The sequence below is a fragment of the Paenibacillus sp. FSL R10-2734 genome (genome assembly GCF_037963865.1).
In the GTDB taxonomy this organism is placed as follows: domain Bacteria; phylum Bacillota; class Bacilli; order Paenibacillales; family Paenibacillaceae; genus Paenibacillus_AQ.
Genome location: NZ_CP150170.1, coordinates 3214984 through 3238055 on the forward strand (window position 1 = coordinate 3214984; position 23072 = coordinate 3238055).

The following is a 23072-nucleotide window of genomic DNA, read 5'->3' on the forward strand; positions in this document are numbered from 1 at the left end:
AGTCTCAAAGTGGACGGACATAAATCGATCGCATGCTTTGTGAATGTGTGGGAAGGTGGACCTTAGGTGCTGGGAGGCATCAGAGCGGTATTTTACAAGATTCAAACAATTTATTGCTCAGAAGATAGAGACAGGTGTGAATAGTTAGATCTTGATATGTATTAGAAGAAAGGATGATAGAAATGCCAAATGATAACCAAGCTTGTCCTTCAGCTGGTTCTATTAGAGAAGCTGGTAGTTATCCTATCGACCTGACAGGTCCACGCAGTCACACTCTTGTCATTAAGCCCGGTGTGGGCAGTCTATCCATTGGTCCGCCACAATTGGGGAAGAAGGCAGATCTTCATGTCGCGTCTGATGTGCATATCGATTGGACTGTATTCGATGTCTTTGCCACGCCGGCTGGCTCTCCCTGGCCACGATTTCTGCATTATACAGGCAGTGACCTAGGCTTCTTTGACTGGGCACAGAAACGTCCGATTGAAGAGATGACGTGGACTCCGATCCTATCTGCAGATACGATGGCGGACGCCAGTCAGTCCAATTTGCATGGCTTGCATATCGAGTTGGACCCTTCCTCCGGGGGACTTCTGAGCCTGAGGCTTCCGAAGCGGCCTTTCCGCCTGAGTGTGTCCGGCGATCTATCACGCTTCTCGGCCACAGGCGATATGCCATCTTCTCTGACACTAGCGCCGCGCACCGGACGACGCAAGAATGATAGCCCTTTCTTACTGCCCGACATGGGTGAGTTGCACCAGGTAACGAGCTTGACGCTACGGAACGCGCCGCTGGGACAGCCCATTTCGCTGGAGTGTCTAAACCGGTACCCAAATCTTAACTCACTGAGTTTGTGGGGAAACTTCTGCGACCTGGACTTATTAGCTCAGCATGCCCAGTTAACGAATCTGGAGCTGCGTTTCATGCCTGATCTGGGGGATCTTCCTACCTTGAACACTTGGCCGTTGCTTGACAGATTTATCGCCTACAATGTGGAAGAGATCGCTGGCAAGCGTCTAAAAAAGCAAATGAAATCTCGCGCTGAAACCCGCCCTTGGACCGACCATGCTTCAGTGAGCCAATTACGAAAGCCTGAGTGGTGGACAACCGAGTTCGGCCGCCCGTTCTCGTCCTGGGCTAAACGTCTGGCCAAGCTAGCTAATGAAGCTTACAATGTTGCACAGGCAACTTTGTCTGAGGCCCGTAGCTTTGCCGAAGCCGAGGCCGCCATTACCGCTTTCACCGTGCGCTTCAACAACCTCAAAGGTATCGAAACTACTGAGCGTGAAGACCTTAGTGAAGCAGTATGGCAACTCAGCAAGTCTGACCACCTGATTGGCGAGCCTATAACAGAGGAGATGGCTCAACGCTGGTTCGATGCAGCGCGCGATTACTGAATGAATTGACAATCATTACAAGCTGGAACAGCTACAATCGAATAGATAACAACGATGATTTGCTGCGCTTCATAATCATTGCTAAGTAATGTTATGATGTAGGCATCAATTTTACGGGGTGCACTGATATGGATATACGAATCAAAGAACTGCTTGATGTCACACAGCAAACCTATGGATTAGACAACTACTACTTACATGCTCATGAAATTTATCGCGAAGTTACGATGCTGGGAGAAACCAACTATTTGCTTAGTATGGAATGGTTTCCTTCCCATCTAACGGAATGGGAGGAAGATTACAATCCAGAAGGTACTGCTGTTATCACGATTGACCTGCAATCCCGTAACTATAAAAGTGTAATTTTTGTTGGTGGGAAATCTTATGCGAATGGGACACCGTTCCAATATATTGAATTAAATGGCGTCATCCAATGGATGGAGACCGAGGTAGGGATTGTGTACGGTAAACAATTTTACCTAGAGAAGGAACAGTTAGGCGAATATCATTTTGCCGAATGTATAGAGGGTATACCCGTCTCCCCCGGTGGGCGGATGGAGCTCCGCTTCGATGCAGAAGGTAGGCTCACCTTTTACAGTATATATGGCCAGTTTCCTTCCAACTCTATGGTGCTAGAGGAGAATTATTCCCTCACGCTTCAAGCCGTAGAGCAACTAGCGAGGAAACAATTGCAGCTTATAGAATATCCAGTGTACGAGATGAAGCATCTCCTGCCTATCTATGGGTTAGAAGAAATCTACATCACAAATGATGGAACAACCACAATCCCATTTGAGATATCAGGTGCAAGAGCGAGACTGAATATTGATCAAGTGATGCATTGGGAGCACACGAATAGGGCGCCGTTCGAAAAGAGGGAAGTGCGCCTGCACGAAGTGGTTACGATCGAACAGGCAGTAGATCGTGAGCCGCATCCGGACTCATTTCCAATCACTGATGTAGAACAAGCCAAATGTATATCCGCAATCGAAACTGCTTTAAGTCAGCTCTATTCACATGAATCCGGACAATGGATACTGAAGACGTTGCATCGAGAAAGAGGATATATTCAAGCAATATTGAGGATGAAAACGCCAAGCAATCGTATATTCCAGCGTAAGCTCCTCCTGTTCATCGATGCGCAGATTTATAAGGTTATAAATGTTATGGATAACAAGCCAATGCTCGATACGTTTGATGAGTTCCAGAGCGAAGGGGAAATTGCCGTAAGCCATGACGAAGCCTATGACAAACTCAAGGAATGGATCGAATTATCACCAGTCTATGTGTATGATTATGGGCAGAACAAGTATGTGCTGTGCGGGAAGCTAGATTGTAACTATGCCGTGAAGGCTTCTAGCGGAGATGTAGTGGAGTTGAGTAGCTTGGGATAAGGGTGAACGCTCTCTTATACTGATTATGATTAGGACGAATAAAGATTATCGGAATGAAGTATAGTAAGGTGATTAATTTTGTAAGTTAACTTTGGGAGTTGAAGATATGTCGATAGGTACAGGAACCAAGGGAAATCCATGGAAATTAAAGACACCACCGCAAACATCCGAATATGAAATATACAAGGCCGAAAAAGACGGTAAAGAGATTATAGTTTGCACTGTAGGAAAAACGGTTTTGCATTATGACTATCGCTGTATTGAAGATCTACACGCCATGCTTATACAAAATGGTGATTGGATGGAGTTAGGAAGTGCTGATGAGCAAAAACCAGCAAAAGAAGGTACAGTTGAAGCATGGGGGCGTTCACCTGAAAATCCTGTTGGTGGTTGGTATGGATTAAAGAAAGGGCTTCGAGGGCGATTCGGAATGTATATCCCACCATTGCTGGAAGAATTGGGTCTTGCGGAAGTAGAGCATAATCCAAGAAACAACCGTATGAAAGCGATCTAGTCCTACGATATGTCCCAATCTTCTTCAATATGAAGACGCATAGCGCCTGTTTCTTCCTGTTAAATATAAGCGACAGACGTTGTTTGAAGGAGAGCCTAAGGGCTCTTCTTTTTTTGACCCGTGTCCTCCACCTGAGATCTTTCATACATATTGTAGTGATCACTTTAGTTACAAAACATTTTTTATGGGGCTTAGGTATCCGTTAACGCCTTTTTTAGGCCTTTGTCCCCGCCGATTCTATGCTCGGTGTCGTCCGCACGTTTGCGGAACATCAGCATTGTTGGAAATGTCCATTCGTCCTACGGTAACTCCTCTGAAAGATAGCTTCACTCTTCACCAGATCATGGTTCATTGCGCATTGGCGTGACTTCTGTTCCTGTTTGCTCAGAAAATGGCCATTTAACTGTGACTGTAGGGTGGACGTTGATTATACGTACAAGATATGCCAACTGTATAATATTCATGGTCAGAAGGAAATGTGAAGCTAATCTGCTTGAATTGTTTTTTTATATTCGCTCCTAACGTATAAGAAAGTATATAGTAGTTAGACTCATATAACTGGAAAATCACTTCGACTGCTATTTTGGATCATATCACCGGAGGGAAATCTGGAAAACAAACATTTGTACAACTGTATTTGTCTTGTACCCTTCTCTGAAGTTGGTAATAGAATATATCAATCTTAGAGAAGGAGTTGATTTAGTTGGCCAACAGTGATATTCGTCTTGCTCTTTGGTCGGGCACTAATTTTACCAATCGCAGGATTCGATTCAGACGTGGAGGAGTTGCAGTTCGTGATCTTGGAGCGTTTCGGTTTAACAACGTTCTCTCGAGTTTCCGTCTCAGAAATGTTGTGCAGAGCTCTGAAGTAACGCTTGTACTATTTTCACGAATTAACTTTCAGGGATCTTTCCGTGTATTCCGTGGCAGCCAAAACGTAGCGAACTTGAATAATTTTAACTTTAACAATGTCACATCTTCGTTTATATTGGTAGGCCGTATCCTTACAAGCTCCGAAATTTCCCAAATTCAAAGCACTGGTAGAGCGCCTCGAGATATCCTCGTAATAAGACAATAATAATGAAAAGGGTGCCCCTAGGGTGCCCTTTTTTACAATCAATTTGCAGTACCGTTATGGTTTGCAGTCTGCTGTCAGCAGGCAACGGAACGACCTATGCCAGTGACGCCAATAACTTGATGCTCCTACCAACAAATCGGTCAAGAACGTGATCCTGTTTATCACGGATGGGATGAGCTTATCCGATGTGAACTTGGCCATATGGTATCCGGGGCGCTTGCGATGGATAAGTATTTCAGCGGCCTGGTGAGAATCTATTCTACGGATTCACTTACCACAGATTCCAGGAGGAAAGCGAAACTTTTATCGTTTTATTGCAGGCTTCGTTCCATATGTCATCAAGCGCCAAACCTTTTCTAAGGGGCCCAAGGAAAAGAATTTGAACCAAATTGTGCTAGAAATGATTTGAGTAAAATAAATCAGAACTGCGATGTAAAGAATATTTTTGGGTGAAACAACTTCGAGACCTATAATTTTAACGATCGTATTGTTCATCCATGTTATATTAGTCGTGTTTGGTAATGAAAAACGCCGCTTTTACTTTGATGAAGCTTTCGATTTATATACAACCGAAAAAAAGAAATCTATTCAATAGCAAAGAGGTACCCCGTAGTCTTAAATGGCTAGGGGGTACCTCTTTTTGTGGATTTAAGCTTAATGTAAGGTTGGCATGAATTTGCTGTAAGGTTGAGGCCTATAGTATATAGTATCAGCAAATTAAGAGGTGAAATGAATGGAACCATTATTAAAAGTAGAAAACATAAAAAAAGTGTACAGGAAGTTAAGAGCTGCTTACACAGCATTAGAAAACGTGTCTTTTGACATTCAGGCCGGTGAATTTGTTGGGATTATGGGGCCTTCCGGAGCGGGGAAATCAACCTTGCTAAATTTGTTAGCAAGCATAGATTCTCCAACAGAAGGAAAGATATATATGAAGAACAAGAGTATTCATGATATGAAGGAAGAAGCTTTGTCAGACTTCCGACGTGATCATCTCGGTTTCATCTTCCAAGATTACAATTTAATCGATTCCTTGACTGTAAAGGAGAACATATTGCTTCCACTGGCGATTGCTAAAATTCGAGCGAAGAATATTAATCACCTCGTGACTCAGATCTCTAAAGTATTTGGGATAGAAGATTTACTGGAAAAATATCCTTACCAAATCTCTGGTGGTCAAAAGCAAAGAACCGCAGCGGCTCGAGCGCTCGTGACATAGCCTGCACTGATTTTGGCTGATGAACCAACAGGTGCACTTATCTACATTATAAAGTACTTTAATTCTTTCGCAAAAAAACCACGCTTCATACCCATGAAGCCGCTGAATACTTTTCAAGCATTGAAGACGTTTATTTTGAGTAGAGATAGTTTTAATGTTTTGATATTTTATTTCAATACAAATAAAATAATGTTGAAATAATATTTCAAAGATGTTATCCTTCAATTAGAAAGCGATTTCATAAACGGAAAAGGATGATGATGAAAATCATGTTAGAGCATTTGACAACGGAGACGCGCAATAAGAAGACAATGAACTTGGATGAATTAACACCTCTGGAACTTCTGGAAGTGATGAATGAAGAAGATCAAAAGGTCGCAAAGGCTGTTAAGCAAGAAATTCCGCAAATTGCCAAAGCGGTAGAAGTGATTACAAAGGCGATCAAACAAGGTGGACGCTTAATTTATATGGGGGCTGGAACGAGTGGACGCATCGGCTTGCTAGACGCGGTTGAATGCCCACCCACCTTTGGGACAGCACCAGAAGAGGTAGTTGGACTAATTGCTGGTGGAGAGAGAGCGTTTATTAAAGCGGTCGAAGGTGCAGAGGATAATGAACAATTAGGGGTGCAGGATTTACAAGATATTAAGCTAACGGCCAAAGATGTTCTCGTAGGTATTGCCGCTAGCGGACGTACGCCTTATGTGATCGGTGGATTAGAATATGCCAATTCTATTGGAACACCTACGGTAGCTGTGAGTTGCAACAAAGATTCAGCGATTGGTAAAGTTGCCAAGATTGCGATTGAAGTCGTAAACGGACCGGAAGTGTTAACAGGATCAACTCGTTTAAAAGCTGGGAGCTCTCAAAAATTAATTTGCAATATGCTTTCAACAGTTTCGATGATTGGCACGGGGAAAGTATATGGGAATTTAATGGTAGATGTACAGTTAACTAATGAAAAACTTGTAGAACGTGCTAAACGTATTGTTATGGATGCGACAGAGTGTGATGCTGAAACAGCAGAGGATTATTTAAAAAAGGCAGATCATAAACCGAAAATTGCAATCGTAATGATTCTTGCTGGGCTTTCTAAAGAAGAAGCTGTACAGCGTTTGGAAGAATCACAAGGTTTTGTACGTCAAGCGATAAAATAATACGAAAATAAGAAGGGGGTATAAACATGAGTAAATATTATGATTTAGCAGTCAAAATATTAGGTGCTATTGGTGGCAGTTCAAATGTATCCGAATATACCCATTGCATGACTCGTCTTCGTGTAACTGTAGTTGATCGTAGCTTGATCGATGAAGTGAATTTGAAGAAGATTGATGGGGTTCTAGGTGTAGTGGACGATGAGACGTATCAAATCATTCTCGGACCTGGAGTCGTGACCAAAGTAGCCGATGAATTCGGTAAGGTATTAGAAGGAAGTGTCTCAGAGCATACAAGTTCAGCATCTGCTGAACAACTGCAAGCAAAAGGCGCAGAAATGAAAGCGCAGCTTAAAAAGAAAAATGATACACCATTCAAAAACTTTTTGCGAAAAATAGGGAATATTTTCATACCACTCATTCCTGCATTCGTTGGAGCGGGCTTAATCGCAGGTATTGGCTCGATTCTCGCTAACAATATTACAGCAGGCAACTTAGACGTTGCAACTTGGCAGCAGTATGTAACGATTTTAAATGTAATTAAAAATGCAATCTTTAGTTATTTAGTCATATATGTCGGTATTAATGCGGCAAAAGAATTTGGAGCTACGCCATCACTTGGTGGAGTGATCGGTGGGGTAACGTTATTAACAGGTGTTACCGCTGATCTGACCATCAATAATATATTTACGGGAGCTCCTTTAACACCAGGGCAAGGTGGAGTTATTGGCGTACTAATCGCAGTGTGGATTTTATCAATCGTCGAAAAATATTTACGTAAAGTGATTCCGGATGCCGTTGATATTATCGTTACGCCTACAATTGCCTTATTAGTCGTTGGACTGACTACGATATTCCTAATCATGCCATTTGCTGGATTTATTTCTAGTAACCTAATTGGAGCAATTAACTGGACGATAGGTGTAGGTGGTGCATTCTCAGGTTTTGTATTAGGAACAGCATTTTTACCACTTGTTATGTTAGGGCTACATCAGGTATTGACGCCGATTCACATTGAGATGATCAATAGTTCAGGTATGACGTTATTACTTCCTATGCTGGCTATGGCTGGTGCGGGTCAAGTAGGGGCATCCATTGCATTATGGATTCGTTGCAAGAAGAACAAATCATTAACGAACATGATTAAAGGTGCGCTTCCAGTAGGTATTCTGGGTATCGGAGAGCCATTGATTTATGGGGTAACTTTACCGCTTGGTCGTCCATTTATTACAGCTTGTATTGGTGGAGGTATTGGTGGTGCGGTCATTGGTTTGTTTGGCAATGTTGGAGCGATTGCTATCGGACCTTCTGGAGTCGCGTTAATTCCATTGATTGCGAATGGATTATGGTTGAAATATGTAATTGGGTTAATTGCAGCTTATGCTGGTGGATTTATAGCCACTTATTTGTTTGGTACACCAAAAGAGGCTATGGCAGAACAAGAATAACTGACTAGAAATACTGAGGTGATTACTTTGCTGGGAATTTCAATTTTTGTAGCAGACCGGACGTTAGAAGAAAACATAAATTATATGAAAGAAATGAAGGAAGCGGGCTGTACAGAAATATTCACATCACTTCATATGCCAGAAGATGATTTTGATTTATTGAAGAAGAAATTCATGGAAGTTGCAAACGCTGCCAAACACTTAGAAATGGACTTGGTGGCAGATATTTCAGGGAAGGCATTGGAGAAATTCACTTTTTCCTTTTTATTGGAATCTGGTGTTACAGGCTTGCGGATGGATTTTGGATTTGGCGCCCATGAAATTGCTGCCTACTCGCAAAAAATGAAGATTGCCTTAAACGCAAGCACATTAACAGCAGAGTTCTTAGCTACATTAAAGGATCATCATATTTGTCTTGAGAATATTGAAGCTTGGCATAATTATTATCCCCGCCCAGAAACAGGTCTTGATAAAGAGACGTTTATTGAAAAGAATAAATGGCTGCAAGCGGAAGGCATTACAACAATGGCTTTCATTCCTGGAGATGGGCTGAAGAGAAAGCCGTTATTTGAAAGCTTGCCTACATTAGAGAAGCATCGGAATCAGTCTTCTTTTCTAGCTTACTTGGAATTAGAGAAGGATTGTGCCGTGGACAAAATTTTTGTTGGAGATTTAACACTTTCAGAATGGTCTCAGCAGCAATTTAAAAGGTATGAAGAAGGAATTATTCCTTTGCGAGTAACCAAGGAACTACCCTATGCATTATGGGATATTGTTCATCAGAATCGCCTTGACGCTGCTCGGGATGTGGTTCGCTCAGAAACTGCACGAACAGATGATAACCGTTTTATAATGAACAAAAATATTGCGCCTATGCATACGACCAAGCGACCTAAAGGAACGATTACTGTTGATAATTATTTGTATGGCCGCTATGAACATGAGTTACAGATTACGTTAACGGAGCTGCCGGCACATGAAGGTGTTAATGTGATTGGTCATGTTATAGAGGAAGACATTCCTCTGCTCTACTATGTTAGAAAAGGCGGAAGCCGTTTTTCCTTCATATCTGCAACTTAATGATTACTCCCTACTATTTTGATACAATAAGATAAATAGATAAAGCAGAGGAGATAAGGACTTGGTAGTAGGGAGTATGATTTCTCAGATTGAACTGGTATTAAATGAGCTGCCAGAATCAGAAAAAAAAGTTGCTGAGTACATTCTTGCAAATGCTAAAGATGTGATGCATATGACCATACATGAGTTAGCGACGAAATCGGAGGCAAGTAGTGCGGCGGTTGTTCGTTTTTGCAGGTCGTTAGGAATAGACGGTTTTCCCGCTCTGAAAATCCGTTTATCAGCGGAAGTAGAAAACACGCAGCATGTTGGCTTCTTTGATGTTGAAGCGAATGAAACGGTGAATTCTATCATTGAGAAAATGTTGTCAAATACAATACTGACCTTTCAGAATACGGCCAGTCAACTGGATGCGCAAACTATTGAGCAGGCAGTGAACATGCTGCAACAGGCAGAAGTAATTTATGTTTATGGGATTGGTGCCTCATTCATTATTGCAGAAGATGCAGCACAAAAATGGCTTCGGCTTGGAAAAAATGTATATGCGATTTCAGATCGTCATTTATTAGCAGCGGCCATGGCTACGAAATCAGAAAATGCCGTCTTCTGGGGAATTTCGTATAGCGGTGAAACAAGAGAGGTTATTCAATTAATAAAACGAGCTAAGGAACAGGGGATAAAAACAATCAGCCTCACTCGTCCTGGAAATAACAAGCTTTCTCAGCTAGCTGATGTTTCTTTATATACATCACGTGCGCCGGAAGCAACACTACGTAGTGCGGCAACAAGCTCTAGATTTGCTCAATTATTTGTGCTCGATATTGTTTTTAGCGCATATGCTTCTGCTCAGCATGATTTTACTTTGGAGCAGCTAGCGAAGACAAGACAAATGATTGAAGTTTTGTATGATTAATGTTGTGATAAGAAGCTTCTGCCAGAGTATGGGGGAAGCTTTTTTATTTATAATTACTTTAAGCAAATCGAACTATTCTTCCATTTAATAGTATAATCAATTGTATTCCTTATATTTGATTGGAGGAGATTTTCTGGAAGCTAAAGTAATAACATTACCCCCTTTTCATGTTGTAGGTTACAAAATTGAAGCAGATATTAAAGAATTTGAGTCTGGTCTTGGTAAGAACATTTATCATTCGCTATTTGAAAGAAAAGACGAAATTCAAAACAAGAAAAATGAGAATGTAATTTTAATGCAGATTTATCCTATTAAGCACGATTTTAATCCTCAGGTGGATAGGTTTACACATATTCTTTGCTATGAGGTAAGCAAACAAGGCGATGTTCCTTTAAATATGATAAGTCATGCTGTGACTGAGAGTAAGTATGTTACTTACACACATAAAGGACTTGAATCGGAACTTAGTAATTCGTATGACTATGTATATGGTCAATTGATTAGAGAAACTGGAAATGAACCAAAGGATTATGATTTTGAAATTTGGGATGAAAGATATAATCCTGAAAGTCTAGACAATGAGATTGATTTGTTTGTAGCATTGAAGTAATTATTTATGCTTTAGCCTAGACGTGAACAAGCTCCTGTGAATATCACAGAAGCTTGTTTGTGTTGCGGATTATTATTTTTTGCCGGGATTGCGCTTAGGGTTATCTGTCTGACCCAAAATATAGTCGATGCTTACTTTATGGAAATTAGCTAGCGTAATTAAAACGGCGCTCGGAACATCCAGATTTCCATTCTCGTAACGGGAGTATCCGAATGAGTTAATTAAGCCAAGTGATCCGGAATTGCAGAAGATTAATCAGAAAATCATTAATTTTTTGGAGATGCTCAAAGTGAGGTTATCCGAAGATTATCTTTTATCCAAGGCTATAAAATAGGAGCATTAATGATGATTGATGTATTTAGTGGTGATAAAGATTCTATTTACGATGGCATATAATAAGTCAGTAAAGGAACCGGGGTGTAAATACGCTTCGGTTTTTTTTGGGTTTATTTTATGGCAAATAAGAATAGGATTTCAAGCAGAAATATCCGTGGAAGCAATCAGGTTAGACTGGAAGGTGAACAAACGATCCCAGAATAGCTTTAAGGTGAAAATGAGCAGTCAAGCATTGAGCATCAGGTAGAAGAAATTCAAATTCATGAAGAGATAAGGCAAGAATTAACTCAATGTATCCTTTGACTTCATGTCCATTTTTGCCAGAATAGAATACAAAACGATTAAGCGAAGAATGAAGCAGGACAAAGAGGCTGGAGCGAAGAAAGGCATTTGGACAAACGGAAAGCAACTGTTTCCATACTATTATGATAAGAACACGAGGTCGGTACTGGTGGATGAAATGAAGCGTCCGATTTATCGAGCGATTGTAGAGAAATATCTTAACCATTGCAGATACGAGGCGAGCATTTCGCACAATTTTACTACTGCTGGTTATCCCACCCTTCATCCGAAATCCTGTTCTTTACCTACACAGAATTTCAAACAGATGTAATTGCCATAATTGAGTTGTCAGATGAGTAGCTCTGCGTAGCGAAAAAACTGGATAAATTGTTAATTTCACCCCTATAGTCAGTAAAATCGATTATAATAAAATTTATGTTCAAGTCGATTACTTATCCTAAGTTAATAGGATAATCATACGCAAAAAGGCATAGTGATGAATCGCCTATGCTATAAGGGTTATTGAGTTTTCAAATACACACTTATGTATAAGAGGAGGCGAATGATATGACGATAATGCCTGTTATAGTAATGATCTTTGTATTTGTACCTGCCATTGTACTTATGGTAAGCATGCCTTATTTAACAAGAGAGACGATTAGTTTTGGGGTCACCGTCAGCCCTGTACAATTCCATAGTGAGCCTCTGCGCCAGATGCGGAAGTCATATGCTAGGATTAGTGCTACCTTGCATACCATCCTATTCATTGTTTGTATCATCTGTCTAATATACGGTGATGAACATTCCAAGCAACAAAGTTGGATCATTGTCACTTATTCACTCGCCATGGTCGTAATCTCCCTAGTCATAAACATTAGCTATCATTTCAAAATGAAAAGTTTACTACCTATGCTGCCTATTGCTCTGGAACCATCGATCATGGCAGTGGACACTGGATTTCGGAAAAGAAACATTGGCTTGTCTAGTATTTGGTTCCTCATTCATGTTTTATTTATTGTTGTTAGTATTGTAACTGTGCTACGCAACTACGATCAGATTCCTGATCAGATTCCGATCCATTTCAACAGCAGTTTGAACGTAGACCGTTATGCAGCTAAATCTTATAGTATTGTGTTTATGCCTACCATAATGCAAGTGTTCATAACACTTTTGTTCATATTTGAGAATTGGAGTATTCGCAGAGTGAAGCAGCAGGTTAAACCCACTGATCCTAATCGTTCCATCAGACAAGACGTAACTTTCCGCCGTACTTGGTCATATTTTATGATTACAGCAAGCTTCTTAATAGTTATCCTGTTTTCCGTCGTGCAACTAAACATGATATCTCTGCTTAACATGAATTTCGCTATCCCTATTATCCTAATCATAATAGCCCTTATCATCCTATACGCCTTCGTCTTATCGTTCTGGGCTGGTCAGGGCGAAAGCCGCTTGGAGCGATCTGCCGATAGCTCCAATGTCAGACCTGTCCATGATGATGATAAATGGCTATTAGGTATGATTTATTTCAATCGCAAAGATCAAAACCTAATCGTCAAGAAAAGGCTCGGAGTCGGCTGGGGATTAAATTTCGGTCACCCAGTAAGCTGGCTGTTTTGTCTCGGAATTATTGTACTGTTAGTTGTGGTACGGTAACAAGGCTTGTAGGTTAATACTCACCGGAGTATAGGCGAAGTTAGAGTTTCGAAACAGAATATTTACCGAAAAAAACGCCTAAAGGGCGTTTTTTATTATCTTTAAGGTTCTCAGTAATATCTTTTTTGAATTAAAACACATATTAAAGAGTATTTCTCGTATTAATATCTCTTTGTTACAATCAAATTGTTATCTAAAGGAGGGTATAAAATGAACTATCGCAAATTAGGAACGAGTGGCTTACATCTAAGTGAGATTGCTTATGGTAATTGGATTACACATGGTGCTCAAGTGGACAATGATACTGCCCATGCTTGTGTTCATGCTGCATTGGATGTAGGGATCACAACATTTGATACTGCAGATGTATATTCCGATACGAAAGCTGAGATGGTGCTGGGCCAAGCATTAAAAGGAGTGCACAGAGCTGATATCGAATTGTGTACTAAAGTGTGCCATCCCACAGGGACGGGACGTAACGCAAGAGGTCTGTCTCGCAAGCATATTATGGAGGCGTGCCATGCTTCACTGAACAGATTACAGACCGATTACATTGATGTCTATTATGCGCATCGTTTTGATGCAACAGTATCCCTTGAAGAGACCTTTTTGGCTTTTTCGGATCTGGTGCGTCAAGGTAAAGTTCTTTATGTCGGGATAAGTGAGTGGACGGCGGATCAGATAGCAGAAGGTGCTGTTTTAGCTAGAGAATTAAAGGTGCCGTTGGTGGCTAGTCAACCTCAATATTCGATGTTATGGCGCGTAATGGAGGCGGAGGTAGTTCAAGCTTGTGAGCGGGAAGGGATTGGACAGGTGGTCTGGTCGCCGCTTGCTCAAGGGATTCTTTCAGGCAAATATATGCCAGGGCAACCATTGCCAGAGGGTTCTCGTGCTTCAACAGCTGCGGGCTCACCTTTTATGAATAAATTGGCGGGTCAGTGGCTTCGGACTGAGGTGCTTGAGGCGATCTCGAATCTCTCTTCAATCGCCAGCGAAGTTGGGTTGACGCTTCCGCAGTTGGCTATAGCATGGGTGTTGCAAAATCCACAAGTCTCATCTGCAATTATTGGGGCATCGAAGCCTGCGCAGGTAATAGAAAATGCCAAAGCTGCGGGAATTCGTCTGGATAGGGAAGTGATGATGCAAATCGATAGGGTGCTAGAAGGACTCGTTGAACGTGATCCTAGAAAAACGGGCTGAATATTATATTATTCAAGATTAATAGCTTCTGAACTCATTTGTCCTATGATCTCTAGTAACGCGGATAAGGAGGCACGATCGCAATCGGTTCTCCAAGCGGCATAAAGGGGAATCGATGGTGTGCTTTCTTCAAAAGAACGAAATACGACACCTTCGCGCTGAAAAATAGCGACTGAAGAGGGCACAATGGAAACTCCAAGATTAGCAGCTACCAAGTTTACAATGGTGTACATCTGAATGGCTTCCTGCACAACATTCGGATACATGTCGTGTTGGGCGAAAAAGCTCATAATGAGGTCATGAAAAGGAGCTCCTAAATGGCGTGGGAACGATATAAAAGGCTCTAATGCTAAAGAACGAATGGATAATACCGGTAAATGAGCTAGGTGATGCTGCTCTGGCAAAACGGCAATAAGCGATTCATTGACTAGGGGACGATGATCGATATGTTTGCCCGACTCTGTATAACGTACAAATCCAATGTGAATCGTTCCTTCATGTAAAGCCTGCCACTGCTGAGCAGACGTCATCTCATGTAATGTGAGTTGTACTTGGGGATAACGTTCCCGAAACATTTTTAACATATCAACCAATACTCCACCAGATGCAGAATCTATAAATCCAATGTTCAAATGTCCGATAATTCCTTGATCGACTAATTGTGTTGTTTTAATAGAGCGTTCCAGTTGAGATAGAATGGATTTAGCTTCCTCTAGAAATACTGCCCCCGCTGGCGTGAGCCGAACTTGTCTTTTATTCCGTTCTAATAGTTTCACACCCATCTCATTCTCCAGAGCTTGAATTTGCTGGCTTAAGGGAGGCTGCGTCATATTTAGCTTCTCTGCAGCACGGTTAAAATGCAGTTCCTCTGCTACAGCAATAAAGTATTGTAATTTTTTTATGTCCATACTTTTCATTCTCCCTTGAAATGCTTCTCCAAGCAAGTATAAGGATCTTTGAAGGAAAATGAAAGGAAGGGCATGTCGTCTCCTCACTTAAACTCTACCTCCCATCTTACTTTCAGACAAAAAACCATTTTTGCAGTCAAAGACATGACCCCTAAAAAAGCATAAATTTAAATAGAACGCTAGATGATTATAGGGAGTGTAATGTCGATGATAAATAGAAAAATAATGTTCATAAGTCCATTCCAAGTGGAAACGGTTGAAGAGGAATTTGCAGTAAAGCCCTTAGGTGATCATGAAGTTCTCGTGAAATTGATTTATTCGCTGATTAGTCCGGGTACAGAAATGGCGATGTTATCTGGCAAAGAGGATTGGGCGAAGCTCCCACTGTGTCCAGGCTATTCAAGCGTCAGCCGGATCGTAGAATGTGGCAAAGGGGTACAGGATTTTCAAGCGGGTGATGTGGTTTTTCATTACGGAAATCATTGCGAATATCAAGTTGTTGAGGCTAAGGATGTTTTCATTCGAGTGCCGGATAAGTTAGACTTGAAGTGGGTACCGTTTACCCGGATGGCTACGGTAGCTTTTACATCGATACGTGTGTCAGAAATCGAACTGGGAGACAAAGTGAGTGTGACAGGTCTTGGCTTGGTGGGCAATCTTGCTGCTCAATTGGCTCGTTTGCAGGGGGCTACTGTGATTGGCATGGATTTGTCCAAGGAACGGTTGCGGACTGCGCGTCAGTGCGGTGTGGATTACACCTTGGATAGCGGTGAAGGCTCGTTGCAAGAGCAGATTATGACGTTGACTAATGGCAAAGGTGTCTCCAGTCATATTGAGGCAACTGGCATCTCCAAGGTTGGAGTTGATAGTCTTCAATATATCGGCTCACAAGGAGAAATCATCTTTTTAGGCAGTCCGCGTGGGGAATACAATACAGATATTACGGATGTACTTAATTACTGCCATCTGTATAATCGGGGATGTATTACATTTAAAGGAGCTCACGAGTGGCGTTATCCTACAGAGCCTAATCAGTTTGTTAAACATTCCTTGGTTCGTAATTCTGGCATTGTATTTGATCTTATGCAACAACAGAAGCTGCAAATCGAGCCTTTGATTAGTCATGTCATCAAGCCGGAGCAAGCGAGCGAAGCATATGAGGGATTAAGAACCAATAAAGATCAGTACAATGGCGTACTGTTTGATTGGTCATAAAAGGAGAGAATGAAGATGATAAGAGGATTAACAACAGCAGGCTTAGGGGAACTCAGTTCAAAAGAAGAATACATCAGACTTGCGAGCCAATTTGGCTTCCAGTCTATAGATGCGAATCCATTGGAGTTGGTGCAGCAGTATGGCAAGGATGGGGCTGTACAATTGCTTGCAAGCCATGGCATCATCTTAGGATCATTTGGTTTAGAGGTAGATTGGCGTACGACTGAGGACAGCTTCAAAGTGGGGTTGCAATCGCTTACCGAGATGGCTGAGGCCGCTGCTGCATTAAATTGCACCACATGCTGTACATATATTTTACCTTCGACAGATCTTCCGGTCGCATCGTTCATGATTGCAGCCACAAGACGTTTAAGACTATGTGCAGAAATATTAGGCGCTTATGGAATTACATTAGCATTAGAGTTCGTAGGTCCTCATCACTTACGCACACAATGGGCAAATCCAATGATCTGGTCAATGAAAGATACGTTGAGCTGGATGGAAACGATTCAAGTGAGAAACGTAGGGTTGTTGCTGGATTCCTACCATTGGCATACGAATGGATTAACGAGTGAGGATTTGCTGAAATTACAACCACATCAAATCGCGTATGTCCATATCAATGATGCTAAACCTCTACCGATTGAAGAATTGCTAGATTCCGATCGATTGTATCCAGGGGAAGGATCTATTGATCTTACAGGATTCCTGGGAAGCTTGAAAAAGATCGGATATACCGGCGTGATCGCCCAAGAAATTCTAGCACCAGCTTCCGGGCAAAGTTCATCTGAATTATTTGCTCGTTCCAAGGCAGGTTTCGATAAAGTATTCGCATCGCTGGAAATCTAAACACATCGAATCCTGCACAGGAAGGAGAATGAAGGATGAATCCGTTCAAAGGTAGAATCGCTGCACACACCATCACTTGGGGACAAAATCATATTAAGGCATTGGAGGAAGTTTCCAAGCTAGGTTATACAGGGATTGAGCCGTGGGCGTCTTTTGCGCTTCAATATGAAGACAATCCAGAACAATTACAAGAAATCTTGGCTGGGTATGGTCTAGAGATGACAGCATTGTATGGAGGGACTCCTGGAGGACAGCATCAAAGATTCGGCAATCTCGCGGACCGTTCGAGTACCATTGACTACAATGTGCGGATAGCTAAAATCATAGCGAAATGTGGAGCAGATATTCTTGTGTTAGGTCCAGGTGGCACACGAGATCAACCAACAACGTTGGAAGAATTGAAGGTAGCCGCAGCTACAATAAATGAATTGGCTAATAGAACCTATGCGTTAGGGGTGAAGGCTTGTGTTCATCCGCATTTATGGACGGAATGGCAAGACGAGAAAGAAATCGAGATTTTGATGAGTCTGACAGATCCGAAGGTTGTATGTCTTGCACCGGATTCAGCACATTTGCTAGGAGCGGGCATGGACCCAGCATCCATCATCCGAACGTATCAGGACAGAGTGGCCTATGTTCATTTGAAGGATCTGACAGATAAGTCTGCAGCTACGCCTGATTCACAGCTTCCTTATTTTTGCGAGTTAGGCAAAGGATCTGTTGATCTACATCGAACCATTGAAGCGCTGAATGAGATTAATTATTCCGGTTGGGTGACACTCGAAGTGGATGAATCGCCCAATAGCCCTTATAATACCATGGAAATCTGCCGAGATTTTGTAGAAGAACAATTAAAGATTCCGGTTAGGATATAAAATAGGATCATTTAAATGTCAGATGAAGGAGGAGATTCGAGGTGAATCAGTCATGGATGAACAGTATTTCTCCCTATGTTCGATCAGCAAGAATCATGGAATCCTCCTCACTAGCAGGTGAATGGTTGGATTACGATCACGTCTACACCTATATAGATCAAGGAGAAGCGGAGTTTTTCTTGAATGGTGTGAAATTCCTGGCTCGAGAAGGGGATATGCTGCTCATGCATCCATGCATGCCCCATATTATTCGATCCACCTCGAACTTACCCTTAGTGCAATATATCTTTCATTTTGACCTATATTATGACGAGGATAGAATCTCTTCTAATCAAACGGATGGACCTTGGCTCGGGAGACAGGATATCGTGCCTAGAGAGCTGCAGCTTGCCGATATTTATCCGCTATCTCACTTGCAGCTCCCGGACAGAATCGAATTGAAGAGAAGATTCATGCAAATGCAAAAAGAATTGCTATATCCAACGTTTGGCGGGATATTAATCAATAAGTCTATATGCTTGGAAATGTTGTTTTTATTCTTTAGGAATCAGAACCCGTCCAAAGGTACGGAAGGGAAGAGTACAAAAGGATGGCCTTTAATTGAAGGTGCCATTCATTATATACATCAAAGCTACCAAGATCCGGAGTTAAGCAATAAATCCATCAGTAGGCATGTGGGTGTGACTTCCAATCATCTGTCGTATGTATTCAAGACGCAGCTGGGGGTCACCATTCATAATTACTTAAAGCATGTTCGTATCGAGCAGGCCAAATTGAGAATTGTTCAGGGAAGTCAGAATTTGACGGAGATCGCTGAAGATGTGGGATTCTCTAGTATTCATTTGTTCAGCCGAACGTTCAAAGCAAATGTTGGTGTAATGCCTAGTAAGTTTGCCGCGATGGATTCTGCGTTAATTAACAAGTAACGATAAAGGAATCAACCATTTGCTCTTTGGGATGGTTGATTTTTTTTGAATTGAAATAATCTAACCGCTCGTAGCAAACTTTTTCTCCATGTGATAGTATTTCACTAAAATACGGAGATGACTATTTAGCGGATCTAATGCTAGTGAGAGGGGAAGAGTCGTGTCGATTCGGATAAAATTGCTGTTATCTTATACGGGAATGCTAGTCGTTAGTTTACTTATGATCGTAATGACGGCAGCTTTATTTACAATTGCTTCTACAGGAGATGTTCACAGCCTTCGGGATTTTTATAAAGTGCACTATCAATTAAATCCGTTGTCGGAGCAAGAGGAATCTATTTTTTTAGAATTAAAGTATTTAGCCAAGCATGACCCGGATGAATTACAGAACAAGGATTTGTTACTGGAATATGATTTTAAGCTAAAGACAGAGAAAGCGGGACTATTTGTAAGGCGAGTGAATGACCCTGTGTTTGAATCACGCACCTTCAATCAACCTGAATTAAAGGATGCTTTGCCTCCTTACGATCTCAATAACTATCAGATTCGTAACACATTTAATATCAAAGAAAGATTTTATGGGTATGCCAAATTTGACTTTAAATATTCGGATGGTGCGAAAGGCAGTGTTTTCGTCATAAAAGAACATAGTCCATTTGCGGAACTCACACGGAGGCTGTTGCCAATCCTTTCGTTGATATTGGTTGGCGTTCTTGTGGTTGCGAATGTGTTATTATATCGCTGGATTACACGAAGTGTTATTAAGCCACTGAACAAGTTAAGGGATTCCGCAGAACGAATTCAAGAGGGTGACCTTCAATTTGAGCTTAACCTGCAATCCAGAGATGAGATCGGGCAATTAAATAAAGCGTTCGAGACGATGAGACAGAGGCTGCAAGAGTCAGTGAATCTACGTCTGCAATATGAGGAGAATCGGAAGGAGTTAATCTCAAATATTTCACATGATTTACGTACTCCGATTACGAATATTAAAGGGTTTATTGAAGGCATACGAGATGGCGTCGCCAATACACCAGAGAAGATGGACATGTACGTCGACATTATTTATAACACAACTATTGGGATGGATAAATTGGTTGATGAATTGTTCCTATATTCTAAGCTGGATTTGAATCAGGTCCCGTTTGCGTTTGAAGCTGTTGATATTATTGCATTCCTTGACGATTGTATCGAAGAGATGCGCTTCAATAACGAAAATAATGGGGTGTCTTTTCAGCTGGACGAGCACAACTCAGAGCGTATTGAGGTGCTTGCAGATTTGGATAAATTAAAACGCGTATTACTGAACGTAATTGGAAATGCGCTAAAGTATATGGACAAGCCACATCCTTTAATCCGTTTTTCACTTCAATATGATAGTAAATGGGTGACTGTAGAAGTGAAGGATAATGGAATGGGGATTGCTGCTGAAGCTCTTCCACATATCTTTGAACGGTTTTATCGTGCGGAACCTTCTCGAAACTCATCGACAGGCGGCAGCGGACTCGGACTTGCGATCGCTCGACAGATTATTGAAGGGCATGGTGGGTCGATATGGATGGAAAGCGAACAAGGTGTAGGTTCAAGCCTGTTCTTTACGTTAAAGCGAACGACCGATGAAGGAGGATTTCATTCGCATGACACGGATTCTGATTATTGAAGATGAGACAACGATTGCGCAATTGCAAAGGGATTATTTTGAGCTGAACGGTTTTGCCGTTGATATATGTCATACAGGTTCTGAAGGGCTTGGGCGTGCTCTTGAAGGGGATTACAATCTTGTTATCGTAGATTTGCAGCTACCTGGCATCGATGGTTTTGAATTGTGCCGCCGTATTAGGGAGGCGAAGGAAGTGCCGATCTTTATTGTATCTGCGAAGAAAGAGGAGATCGATAAGCTTCGGGCATTTAATCTCGGAGCGGATGATTATATTACGAAGCCATTTAGTCCGAGTGAATTAGTGGCAAGAGCAAAGACACACCTAACAAGATATGAACGCATGCGCAGTAAGCTAGAACCTATGGAAAAGCATGAGATCCAAATCCGTGGAGTTCATATCGATAAAAATTCTCGCAGGGTGTTTGTGCGTAATCAAGAGGTTTTGTTTACAGCGCGTGAGTTCGATGTACTGGTCTTTTTAGCGAGTCATCCGAATCGGGTGTTTAGCAAAGATGATCTATTCGAACGGATCTGGGGGATGGATTCCAGTGGGGATATCGCAACGGTCACGGTTCATATTCGCAAAATACGAGAAAAGCTGGAAGCGGACCCCTCGAATCCGCAGTATATTGAAACGGTATGGGGTGCAGGGTACCGGTTTACGGTGTAATGGTGTTTTCTTGACGATTTTTGATAATTTTAAGCTCTAGTTAATACTTTATTAATAAATCGTTTCTTGGGAGTTTATTTCTTTCCATTATCATTTAGTTATAGACAGGAGCATCAAATAACTTAATGATTCTTGAGGGGGAAATACAATGAAAATCATTTCTAAAAAAGCAGCAGCATTGATAGTCGCAGCAACACTAGGCGCAGCCTCTTTACCCTTTGCGGTGTTAAATGTACAAGCAGCACCTGCAGTATCATCTAACTTATCAGATCAAGAAGTTCAAGCAGCAGTTGAAGTACTTACAGGACTCGGTGTGTTACAGGGTTATGCAGATCGTTCGATGGGTGTACACAATCCAATCAATCGTGCAGAATTAGCGAAAATGGTAGCGTTGACCTTTAAATTACAAGGTGCCGAGGAGAACGCTACTCCATTCACCGATGTGAATTCGAACGTATGGTATTACAAATATGCGTCAGTACTTGTTGGTTTAGGAATTATGGAAACGGAAGAAGGCAAATTCAACCCTAACGAAACGGTAACGGATGCGGAACTTGTTCAAGTAGTATCAAAGGCGTTGAAGCGTGATGTCTTATCGGTGAACTACTGGGCTAATAAATTGAATTCCACTCCTGAACCCGCAACACGAGGTGATGCAGCGGCTTTACTAAATACAGCGCGTAAAGCAATTCCTTCCGATAAAGCTCAAATTACAAGTGTAAAATCGATCAATGAAATTACCTTAATCGTAACCTTGGATGCTCCTTTGACAGCTGAGAATGAAGTGTTTGCTAAGGCGAAAGAAGATTTTGTTTTCAATGACGGTCTAACCTTGACGAATATGCCGCGGTTGAAAACCGGCTCCATCGCAACGTACATCGTTCCTACATCGGTGCAAAAAGCTGGAACAACCTATAACTTAACGTACAATGGTAAGAAAGCAGGATCATTTGTAGGAAACGCAGCTAAGGTGGATATGACAACAACTAATCAGGTAACCAACGACACCTTTGAGATTGAAGCACTGAAAACAAATGGCGTCATTGACTATGGGTATGTCATCTCTGCATACAGTGGTGGTCGTGGTGCGAACGCATTTGTATTGGATGAGAATAACAAAGCGAATGGCATAACGTATCAAATCATTCCTTCCATGCAGGGCAGACAAGTAACCATAACACCAGAAGGTGGGGAATCCATCGTTGCCAAGTATGTCCCATTCACCCAATCGACAGACGGTAGGATTGAGCCGAAATTCCGGCTCCCTGAAGGACAGGTATTGAAACCGGGCGTGAAATATACTGTAACGTCCGACTGGGCTAATATAGCAAATCCATCATTCGAAGCAAAAGAAATCGCGTCATTGCAAATCTCAGGTGCAGAAGCTGTCAGTGAAACATCAATTAATGTAACCTTGGCGCAAGACCCTGGCGATGAATTATTTTCGGGTCGTAGTGTACAGCTAACAGCTCCAAACGGAGACAAATTGGTTGCAACGTATAAATTCTCCAGTCGTAAAGGTGCCGTAGGTGTATTCGATATTACGAATAACGGTAAATTGGCCGCAGAGACAACATATACTGTAACACCACTAGGCGCATGGGCTACTTCCCAAGCAGCATTCACTTCGAAATAAGGCAAATCTACATGAAAGGGGTTGGTTGCCATACGCTTTCTCGTGTTAACACTAA

Annotated in this window: 21 protein-coding genes and 2 pseudogenes; 20 read left to right on the forward strand and 3 right to left on the reverse strand. The window is 41.7% G+C overall.

Annotated elements, in window-relative coordinates:
* Nucleotides 1–182: 182 nt before the first annotated feature.
* The 4 genes from NSS67_RS14035 to NSS67_RS14050 all read left to right on the forward strand — a co-directional run bounded on the left by NSS67_RS14035 (nt 183) and on the right by NSS67_RS14050 (nt 4380).
* Nucleotides 183–1394, forward strand: coding sequence for a hypothetical protein (locus tag NSS67_RS14035; RefSeq protein WP_339320112.1), 1212 nt, complete (start codon nt 183–185; stop codon nt 1392–1394).
* 128 nt (nt 1395–1522) lie between these two features.
* On the forward strand, nt 1523–2788 hold the full coding sequence (locus NSS67_RS14040) for a hypothetical protein (protein ID WP_339320113.1): 1266 nt from the start codon (nt 1523–1525) through the stop codon (nt 2786–2788).
* 106 nt (nt 2789–2894) lie between these two features.
* Nucleotides 2895–3302, forward strand: coding sequence for a DUF6855 family protein (locus NSS67_RS14045; RefSeq protein WP_339320114.1), 408 nt, complete (start codon nt 2895–2897; stop codon nt 3300–3302).
* A 703-nt stretch (nt 3303–4005) separates the two neighbouring features.
* Nucleotides 4006–4380 (forward strand): hypothetical protein, encoded by a 375-nt coding sequence (locus tag NSS67_RS14050; RefSeq protein WP_339265795.1) that lies wholly within the window; start codon nt 4006–4008, stop codon nt 4378–4380.
* A gap of 303 nt (nt 4381–4683) precedes the next feature.
* Here the strand turns inward: NSS67_RS14050 and NSS67_RS14055 are convergent, their stop codons facing one another.
* A complete protein-coding gene (locus NSS67_RS14055) occupies nt 4684–4875 on the reverse strand; it encodes a DUF418 domain-containing protein (protein WP_339320115.1) in 192 nt (63 codons plus the stop codon).
* 238 nt (nt 4876–5113) lie between these two features.
* On the opposite strand from NSS67_RS14055, the pseudogene NSS67_RS14060 reads away from it, so the two are divergent.
* The 6 genes and pseudogenes from NSS67_RS14060 to NSS67_RS14085 all read left to right on the forward strand — a co-directional run.
* Nucleotides 5114–5596: pseudogene (locus NSS67_RS14060) on the forward strand (ABC transporter ATP-binding protein); the annotation flags it as partial.
* 272 nt (nt 5597–5868) lie between these two features.
* Nucleotides 5869–6756, forward strand: a complete 888-nt coding sequence (gene murQ / locus NSS67_RS14065; RefSeq protein WP_339320594.1) for an N-acetylmuramic acid 6-phosphate etherase — start codon at nt 5869–5871, stop codon at nt 6754–6756.
* A 26-nt stretch (nt 6757–6782) separates the two neighbouring features.
* A complete protein-coding gene (locus tag NSS67_RS14070; RefSeq protein WP_339320116.1) occupies nt 6783–8201 on the forward strand; it encodes a PTS transporter subunit EIIC in 1419 nt (472 codons plus the stop codon).
* Nucleotides 8202–8228: 27 nt separating this feature from the next.
* Nucleotides 8229–9281 carry a MupG family TIM beta-alpha barrel fold protein gene (locus tag NSS67_RS14075; protein ID WP_339320117.1) on the forward strand — a complete coding sequence of 351 codons (1053 nt, stop codon included), beginning with the start codon at nt 8229–8231 and terminating at the stop codon, nt 9279–9281.
* A gap of 61 nt (nt 9282–9342) precedes the next feature.
* Complete coding sequence (locus tag NSS67_RS14080) at nt 9343–10194, forward strand: MurR/RpiR family transcriptional regulator (protein WP_339320118.1); 852 nt, start codon at nt 9343–9345, stop codon at nt 10192–10194.
* Between the two features lie 115 nt (nt 10195–10309).
* Entirely contained in the window at nt 10310–10804 is a 495-nt protein-coding gene (locus NSS67_RS14085) for an effector binding domain-containing protein (protein ID WP_339320119.1), read from the forward strand.
* 72 nt (nt 10805–10876) lie between these two features.
* Here NSS67_RS14085 and NSS67_RS14090 read toward each other — a convergent pair.
* Nucleotides 10877–11011 (reverse strand): annotated as a pseudogene (locus tag NSS67_RS14090) (XRE family transcriptional regulator); the annotation flags it as partial.
* Between the two features lie 436 nt (nt 11012–11447).
* Between NSS67_RS14090 and NSS67_RS14095 the strand changes: the two are divergent.
* The 3 genes from NSS67_RS14095 to NSS67_RS14105 all read left to right on the forward strand — a co-directional run bounded on the left by NSS67_RS14095 (nt 11448) and on the right by NSS67_RS14105 (nt 14278).
* A complete protein-coding gene (locus NSS67_RS14095; RefSeq protein WP_339320120.1) occupies nt 11448–11753 on the forward strand; it encodes a hypothetical protein in 306 nt (101 codons plus the stop codon).
* A gap of 236 nt (nt 11754–11989) precedes the next feature.
* Nucleotides 11990–13078: a DUF1648 domain-containing protein gene (locus NSS67_RS14100; RefSeq protein WP_339320121.1), complete on the forward strand. Its 1089-nt coding sequence runs from the start codon at nt 11990–11992 to the stop codon at nt 13076–13078.
* Between the two features lie 210 nt (nt 13079–13288).
* On the forward strand, nt 13289–14278 hold the full coding sequence (locus tag NSS67_RS14105; RefSeq protein WP_339320122.1) for an aldo/keto reductase family protein: 990 nt from the start codon (nt 13289–13291) through the stop codon (nt 14276–14278).
* Nucleotides 14279–14286: 8 nt separating this feature from the next.
* Here NSS67_RS14105 and NSS67_RS14110 read toward each other — a convergent pair whose 3' ends face one another.
* Nucleotides 14287–15186 (reverse strand): LysR family transcriptional regulator, encoded by a 900-nt coding sequence (locus NSS67_RS14110; protein WP_339320123.1) that lies wholly within the window; start codon nt 15184–15186, stop codon nt 14287–14289.
* Between the two features lie 207 nt (nt 15187–15393).
* Between NSS67_RS14110 and NSS67_RS14115 the strand changes: the two genes are divergently transcribed.
* From NSS67_RS14115 to NSS67_RS14145, 7 genes are all read left to right on the forward strand, one after another.
* The gene (locus tag NSS67_RS14115; RefSeq protein ID WP_339320124.1) at nt 15394–16401 is read left to right on the forward strand and encodes a zinc-binding alcohol dehydrogenase; all 1008 of its coding nucleotides are present in this window, start codon (nt 15394–15396) and stop codon (nt 16399–16401) included.
* A gap of 15 nt (nt 16402–16416) precedes the next feature.
* Nucleotides 16417–17250, forward strand: coding sequence for a sugar phosphate isomerase/epimerase (locus tag NSS67_RS14120; RefSeq protein WP_339320125.1), 834 nt, complete (start codon nt 16417–16419; stop codon nt 17248–17250).
* A gap of 35 nt (nt 17251–17285) precedes the next feature.
* Nucleotides 17286–18125 carry a sugar phosphate isomerase/epimerase gene (locus NSS67_RS14125; protein WP_339320126.1) on the forward strand — a complete coding sequence of 280 codons (840 nt, stop codon included), beginning with the start codon at nt 17286–17288 and terminating at the stop codon, nt 18123–18125.
* 41 nt (nt 18126–18166) lie between these two features.
* Complete coding sequence (locus NSS67_RS14130) at nt 18167–19051, forward strand: AraC family transcriptional regulator (protein ID WP_339320127.1); 885 nt, start codon at nt 18167–18169, stop codon at nt 19049–19051.
* A gap of 160 nt (nt 19052–19211) precedes the next feature.
* Nucleotides 19212–20711: a HAMP domain-containing sensor histidine kinase gene (locus tag NSS67_RS14135; protein ID WP_339320128.1), complete on the forward strand. Its 1500-nt coding sequence runs from the start codon at nt 19212–19214 to the stop codon at nt 20709–20711.
* Nucleotides 20689–21381: a response regulator transcription factor gene (locus NSS67_RS14140; RefSeq protein ID WP_339320129.1), complete on the forward strand. Its 693-nt coding sequence runs from the start codon at nt 20689–20691 to the stop codon at nt 21379–21381. The genes NSS67_RS14135 and NSS67_RS14140 overlap by 23 nt, the downstream gene beginning before the upstream one ends.
* A gap of 148 nt (nt 21382–21529) precedes the next feature.
* Entirely contained in the window at nt 21530–23017 is a 1488-nt protein-coding gene (locus tag NSS67_RS14145) for an S-layer homology domain-containing protein (protein ID WP_339320130.1), read from the forward strand.
* Nucleotides 23018–23072: the final 55 nt, after the last annotated feature.

Bases quoted from the DNA above. Each gene is read 5' to 3' on its own strand.
- NSS67_RS14145 (WP_339320130.1), top strand. From the start codon at position 21,530: ATGAAAATCATTTCTAAAAAAGCAGCAGCATTGATAGTCGCAGCAACA.
- NSS67_RS14045 (WP_339320114.1), top strand. From the start codon at position 2,895: ATGTCGATAGGTACAGGAACCAAGGGAAATCCATGGAAATTAAAGACA.
- murQ (WP_339320594.1), top strand. From the start codon at position 5,869: ATGTTAGAGCATTTGACAACGGAGACGCGCAATAAGAAGACAATGAAC.
- NSS67_RS14110 (WP_339320123.1), bottom strand. From the start codon at position 15,186: ATGGACATAAAAAAATTACAATACTTTATTGCTGTAGCAGAGGAACTG.
- NSS67_RS14125 (WP_339320126.1), top strand. From the start codon at position 17,286: ATGAATCCGTTCAAAGGTAGAATCGCTGCACACACCATCACTTGGGGA.
- NSS67_RS14070 (WP_339320116.1), top strand. From the start codon at position 6,783: ATGAGTAAATATTATGATTTAGCAGTCAAAATATTAGGTGCTATTGGT.
- NSS67_RS14140 (WP_339320129.1), top strand. From the start codon at position 20,689: ATGACACGGATTCTGATTATTGAAGATGAGACAACGATTGCGCAATTG.
- NSS67_RS14055 (WP_339320115.1), bottom strand. From the start codon at position 4,875: ATGAACAATACGATCGTTAAAATTATAGGTCTCGAAGTTGTTTCACCC.
- NSS67_RS14105 (WP_339320122.1), top strand. From the start codon at position 13,289: ATGAACTATCGCAAATTAGGAACGAGTGGCTTACATCTAAGTGAGATT.
- NSS67_RS14040 (WP_339320113.1), top strand. From the start codon at position 1,523: ATGGATATACGAATCAAAGAACTGCTTGATGTCACACAGCAAACCTAT.
- NSS67_RS14100 (WP_339320121.1), top strand. From the start codon at position 11,990: ATGACGATAATGCCTGTTATAGTAATGATCTTTGTATTTGTACCTGCC.
- NSS67_RS14120 (WP_339320125.1), top strand. From the start codon at position 16,417: ATGATAAGAGGATTAACAACAGCAGGCTTAGGGGAACTCAGTTCAAAA.
- NSS67_RS14095 (WP_339320120.1), top strand. From the start codon at position 11,448: ATGTCCATTTTTGCCAGAATAGAATACAAAACGATTAAGCGAAGAATG.
- NSS67_RS14115 (WP_339320124.1), top strand. From the start codon at position 15,394: ATGATAAATAGAAAAATAATGTTCATAAGTCCATTCCAAGTGGAAACG.
- NSS67_RS14035 (WP_339320112.1), top strand. From the start codon at position 183: ATGCCAAATGATAACCAAGCTTGTCCTTCAGCTGGTTCTATTAGAGAA.